Origin of the sequence: Faecalibacterium prausnitzii (genome assembly GCF_003287405.1) — a bacterium.
GTDB lineage: Bacteria > Bacillota > Clostridia > Oscillospirales > Ruminococcaceae > Faecalibacterium > Faecalibacterium intestinale.
The window spans coordinates 1-4,217 of record NZ_PRLD01000036.1; the positions used below are offsets into that span (position 1 = coordinate 1).

Sequence of the window (4,217 nt, forward strand, 5' to 3'; positions counted from 1 at the left end):
AATGAGATCGGCGGCCGCAACGGCATCGGCCTGTATGATGTGGTGGAGAACCGTCTGGTGGGCATGAAGAGCCGCGGCGTCTACGAGACCCCCGGCGGCACCATTCTGTACAAGGCGCATGAAGTGCTGGAGACCCTGACATTGGACAAGCTGACTGCCCACAAGAAGCGCGAGCTGGCCATCACCTTTGGCGAGCTGGTTTACGACGGCCAGTGGTTCAGCCCTCTGCGCAAGGCTCTGAGTGCTTTCGTCACCTCCACGCAGGAGTACGTCACCGGCAAAGTCCGTCTGGAACTGTATAAGGGCAACCTCATCAATGCAGGAGTCTGGTCGCCCTACTCCCTCTACCGGGAAGACATCGCCACCTTTGCCGCAGGCGGTGACTACAAGCAGAGCGATGCCACCGGTTTCATCAGCATCTACGGTCTGCCCACCAAGGTGCAGGCCATTGTAAACAGCGAAAAAGAAGGTAAATGAAGTAGTTTAGGCTGATTGCCGTATCCATAGAGCCTCCCCAAAAGAAGAAAACCGCCCCGCAACACACCCGATTCATTTTGCCGCCGATTCACCCGACAAAATCATCGCTGCGCTGCGTGGGCGGTTTTCTGTTTTGAAAAAGGCACAGTCATATAGTGCTCAATGATGTTTTTGCACAAAAATCGTTGTCGCCTTGCTATCATCAGATTTGCCTGTGCCCATCCCTTGAACAGGAATACAGACCAATACCCAGTCAATTTTTCCTATACTCGCAAGATGCGTCATACTTTTCCCGCTTTACCGCAATAAATTTTCAAAATCCTCTTGACGTATTCAACATACCGTGGTATTTTCCTTGTAAATTCCACTGATTTTGTGGATTGGTCCAAACCCATCCACAAGATGTGGTTGTGTTCATTTTGAACACTGCCTCACCGTGGATTATCCCTGAAAGATCTACCGCCCCGCAACACATCCGATTCATTTTGCCGCCGATTCACCCGACAAAATCCATCGCTATGCTGCATGGGCGGTATTTTTCTTTTATGGGAAACGCACCTTGAAAATTTCATGAGCCGACCGGACGTGATACAGACTTTCCGTCAACGCCGCTGCACAAACAGGGGCAGGAACTTCGTTCGGAGCGAACGGTGATTCCCATCCATGAGCAGCACAACCTCTACTTATTTTTTTGCGTCTTAACAATTCGGAAACAATTACCCGGAAACGATTTTGAGCGCAGCGGTAGAGGGCAAGAACCGTCCCGTGGCCACAAATTTTCAATTCTTGAAAATGTTGTGCTCCACTGGGACTTCACTTCTGCAATGCGTCTGCATTTCCGAAGTGATCTTGTTGGGGCGTGCCTGCCCCAAACCCTGCTCATCATTCGTGCCTTACGGCACGAATGGAACGGCGTGTCGTGCTTTACATAACTTCACCGAGGAGTTATCGAACAGACAGGAGGTACAATGACCAAAACGAATGTTCAACCGATTCCTAGCAATTCCCAGCACCACGACACGCCGAACAACAAAGCGCACGTCATCAAGTTCCGTGTGACAGCGGAGGAAAAAGCGTCACTGGAACTCACTTGCAAACTCCTGAATCTCTCCCTCTCCACTTTTATCCGCCGCGCCATCCACAACGTCAAGATTGAGAAAACGGTCATCGTTGCAGGCGGCGGTGAAGAAACCCTGACCGCTGTTTCCACCCTGCTTGCCCAGTGCAGCAAGGTGGGCACCAACCTCAACCAACTTGCAAGGCACTTCAACTCCGGCGGTGCAGACACCGAGCAGATCCGGGCGAAACTCCTTGACGAACTTGCAGACCTGACCGCATTCCGGCTGCACGCCGAGAAAGTTCTGGGTGAACTGTATGGCAACGCTCAAGCATATCGCTTCTAAAAACTCGGACTACACTGCCATCGAAGCGTACCTCGTTTACCAGCACGATGCGTTCACTGGAAAGCAACTTCTGGATGAACAGGGCAAGCCGAAGCTGCGGGATTCGTACCTGCTCGACACCCTTGAGTGCGGCGATTTCTCGTTTGCAACGGCCTGTCTGCTGGCAAACCGCAAGTATGGTAAGAATACCCAGCATGGTGATATCAAAAGTCACCAGTATATCATCAGCTTTGACCCACGAGATGCAGCCGACAACGGCTTGACCATGGAAAAGGCACAGGCACTTGGCCTGAAATTCTGCGAAGAAAACTTCCCCGGTCATCCTGCCATCGTCTGCACTCACCCGGATGGGCACAACCATTCGGGAAATATCCACGTCCACATCGTGATCGGCAGCGTCCGAACACGAGAGGTGGAGCGCAAGCCCTATATGCAGAAGCCCCGCGACTGGCGTGAGGGCATGAAGCATTCCAGCACTGCCCAGACCATGCGGCACTTGCGTGTTGAGGTCATGGAACTGTGCGAGAGTGCTGGACTGTACCAGATTGATTTGCTCAACGGCTCGAAAGAGCGCGTGAGCGAAGCTGAGTATTGGGTGCGTAGGCGTGGTCAGTTGAAACTTGACCGTGAAAACGCAGGCCTCGCCGCAACCGGACAGCCGCCCAAGCAGAAGAAGTTTGAAACCGTAAAAGATACTCTGCGGAAACAGATTTCTTCAGTGCTGTACCGTGCCACGAGCTTTGAAGATTTTTCCGACAGGCTCTTGCAGCAGTACGGCATTGTCGTCAAGGAAAGTCGCGGATGCCTAAGTTATCTGCCTGCTGGAAGAACAAAGTTCATCCGAGCGAAACATCTCGGTGACAACTACGACAAGAAAGCTGTGTTTGCTACCCTGAACGCAAACGCAGAGCACAAACCCAAGGCTCAGTTCAAGCAGGATACCATCGGGAAACTGATCGACATCCAGTCGAGGATGACCGAGGGCAAAGGCATTGGCTATAAGCGTTGGCTCACGAAACACAATCTCAAAGTTATGGCACAGACCGTGAAGCTTCTGCAGGAAAAGGGCTTGACCGACGAGGACGCCCTGAACCAGCGCATCGCTGAACTGGAAACCAAGTATCACGACGCACTGGCAGTGGTGAAAGACCTCGAAGGTCGCATGAAATTCAACAAAGAGCTGCGCTATCATGTCGCAGCCTACGCCAGCACCAAGGGTATCGTACAGCGGTTCAATACTGCCAAGCGACCCGCAGCCTTTGAGGAACAGCACCGTGCAGAGCTGACAGCGTACCGGGCGGCAGCAGCCTATTTTAAGGCAAACAACATCACAAAGCTGCCCAGCCCGAAAAAGCTGGAAGCCGAGTATGCGCAGCTGGCATCCGAAAAGGCAAAGTTCTACGAGCAGTACAAGGAAGCTAAAGAGGAACTGCTCAAACTGAAAACCGCAAAGCAGAATGTTGCGTCCTTTTTCCGGGAGGAAGAACCGGCGCAGCAGGAGAGATAAAGGAGTGTGCGTATGATCAATCTGAAAATCGATCCGGAGTTCCAGTCCCAGATCCCTCCTCTGACCGATGATGAATTCAAGCAGCTTGAAGAAAATATCTTGAAAGAGGGCAAGCTGCTCTCTCCTTTGATCGTGTGGAATAATACACTTGTTGATGGCCACAACCGTTATGCCATTCTCCAGAAGCATCCTGAGATTTATTTTTCCACTATGCCGCTCCGATTTGAGAACCGCGAAGAAGCCATTGCGTGGATTTGCCGGAATCAGTTGGGACGGCGAAACCTGAGTCCTGAACAGAAACGCTATCTGCTTGGGAAGCAGTACGAAGCCGAGAAGAAAGCTGCAAAAATCTTTCGGGGCAATCAGTACACTTTAGCAAAGAAAAGTGGTGGTGATCACGGTGATAACCACCACTCCGGGAAGAAAACCTGCGACCGGATCGCAGAAGAAAACGGTGTCAGCCGTGCCTCCGTTCTCCGTGCCAGCCACTACACGCGAGGCATCGACATCGCGGACAACCTCTCTCCCGGCATCAAGCAGAAAGTCTTTTCCGGCGAAGTGAAGTTTACCAACGAAGAAATGTCCAAACTCGTGCAGGTAAGTGCCGAGCATCGTTCAGATGTCCTTGCTCAAATCCTGCATCCAGAGGCATTGGAAGTGTTGGAATCTGCCAGTGCAGAATTTGAACCTGAAAAAGCAGAACCCGTTCCCATGCCCACACCACAAACAGAAGAATTCCGGTGCTATCATGTACCGGACGAGTTTATGAAGGTTTACAAATCCTTGAGCCGTGCGACCGAAATGATGAAAAACTCATGGAAGAAAACGCT

Annotated in this window: 3 protein-coding genes and 1 pseudogene; all 4 read left to right on the plus strand. The window is 51.7% G+C overall.

The window, feature by feature from the left end; translation table 11 throughout:
- Window positions 1–477: pseudogene (locus tag C4N24_RS14715) on the plus strand (argininosuccinate synthase domain-containing protein); the annotation flags it as partial.
- Between the two features lie 968 nt (window positions 478–1,445).
- A complete protein-coding gene (locus tag C4N24_RS14720) occupies window positions 1,446–1,880 on the plus strand; it encodes a plasmid mobilization protein (RefSeq protein ID WP_112092009.1) in 435 nt (144 codons plus the stop codon).
- The gene (locus C4N24_RS14725) at window positions 1,852–3,387 is read left to right on the plus strand and encodes a relaxase/mobilization nuclease domain-containing protein (RefSeq protein ID WP_112092010.1); all 1,536 of its coding nucleotides are present in this window, start codon (window positions 1,852–1,854) and stop codon (window positions 3,385–3,387) included. Before C4N24_RS14720 ends, C4N24_RS14725 begins: the two co-directional genes overlap by 29 nt.
- A gap of 12 nt (window positions 3,388–3,399) precedes the next feature.
- Window positions 3,400–4,217, plus strand: an 818-nt coding sequence (locus C4N24_RS14730; protein ID WP_112092011.1) for a hypothetical protein, incomplete at its 3' end; no start/stop codon positions are given.

Bases quoted from the DNA above. Each gene is read 5' to 3' on its own strand.
- C4N24_RS14720 (WP_112092009.1), top strand. From the start codon at position 1,446: ATGACCAAAACGAATGTTCAACCGATTCCTAGCAATTCCCAGCACCAC.
- C4N24_RS14725 (WP_112092010.1), top strand. From the start codon at position 1,852: ATGGCAACGCTCAAGCATATCGCTTCTAAAAACTCGGACTACACTGCC.